1 protein-coding gene is annotated in these 1,547 nt (G+C 77.2%); it reads right to left on the bottom strand.

Annotated features, from left to right (window positions below; translation table 11 throughout):
* Positions 1–1,547: FUSC family protein (locus VIU94_RS04890; RefSeq protein ID WP_331907897.1), on the bottom strand; the 1,547-nt coding region annotated here is incomplete at both ends.

Raw genomic sequence — 1,547 nt, 5'->3', positions numbered from 1 at the left:
CCGCCCCCGCCCCCGCCCGTCCCCGTGATCCGTTCGAGGTCGGTCACCAGGGAGTCGAGCCACGCCACGGTCACGTAGTACGGCGGCGGCGCGTCTCTCGGCTCCGCCTCGAACCCCGCGACGGTGGGGTCCCGGAGCGGTATCGGGGCCTCGGGGGTGTCGCCTCCCGGGTCGAGCGCGGCCGAGACCAGCAGCATCCGGCCGACCACCCGGTCTCCCAGCCGCAGTACCTCCGCGGCGGCCTCCTGGCCCAGCGGGGGCACTACCGTCGGTCCCGCCGGGCCGGCCGGTGGCGGGGGCGGGATCAGCAGCCGATCCGAGCCCCACAGGGTGTGGTGGCCCATCATCAACGTGGCCTGCCAGTCCGGCTCCGTGCGCCGCGCCCCCACGTACAGCACCCCCTCCAGCTCCCCGGGCTCGCTCCGGAACTGGGCGAACGCCGCCTCGGCGAGGATCAGGTTGTGCTGCAGGGACCGGTGCCCCGCCGCCGTGACCCGCGGTTCGCGCGTCCCGCCCGCCACCACCGCCGCGACCGTGGCCACCACGATCTCCGCGGCCGTGCGCAGCAACTCCGCGCCCGACCGCCGCAGCTCGTCGTGCGCGCCGCGCGGCCACGCCAGCAGCCCGAAGACCGCGCCGATCGCGCTGCCCGCCAGCACCTCCAGGAGCCGGAACTCGGCCAGTTGCCACGTCGTGTGCGCCAGCTGCGCGAACGCCAGCGTGATCACGATCGTGAACAGGGCCTGCGCCCACCCCACGCCCCTGACCGGGCCGAGCGTGAACGCGCAGAGCATCAGCAGCGGCAGCGTCGCCGCGTACACGACGGTGTCCGAGCCCACGGCGATCAGCAGCCCGGCCGCCACCACCGCCCCGACCAGCGTGCCCGTCAGCGCCAGCCGCACGGTCACCCGCGTCCCCGCCACCGTGGTGCGGGTCAGCGTCAGCGTCGCGAGCAGCGCCCAGAAGCCGTGCGGCAGCGTGTCCACCCCGGCGACCAGGCGGGCCGCCGCCAGCGCCAGGCCGATCCGCACCGCGTTCTGGAAGTACACCGACCGCTGACCCGCGTTGCCCTCCAGCCGGTGCCACCACAGCTGCGGGGCGCGCTTCCCCGCGTACCAGAACCGGCCCGGCGAGGCGACCGCCCCGGCGGCCCGGCCCCGCACGGCGACGGACGCGGCCATCGACAGCGCGAGCGTGGCGTCCGCGATCTCCAGCACGGCCGCGCGCCGCCGCAGCACGCGGGCGGGCGTGCCGCTCTCGGCCGCCCCGGCCACCAGCTCCGAGCGAGCCCGGCCCAGTTCGTCGTGCGGCCGGGGGCCGGCCGCACGCCCCTCCGCCAGCCGTAGGGCCGTCTGCTCCGCGACCCGCGCCACCGCGCTGAGGACGTCCGGGGCGGTGGGGACCTGGCCGGGGCCGTGCGGGGCCGTGGGTACGGGGCCGGAGACGACCGGATCTGCGAGTACGCGGCCGGCGCCGTCCGAATCCGTGGGTACGCGGCCGGAGCCGTCCGGCCCCTGCGTACCGCTGCCCCCACCCACCGCCCCCAA

The sequence above is a fragment of the Streptomyces sp. genome (assembly GCF_036566765.1).
GTDB lineage: Bacteria > Actinomycetota > Actinomycetes > Streptomycetales > Streptomycetaceae > Streptomyces.
This window is presented reverse-complemented; position numbering and strand designations above follow the sequence as displayed.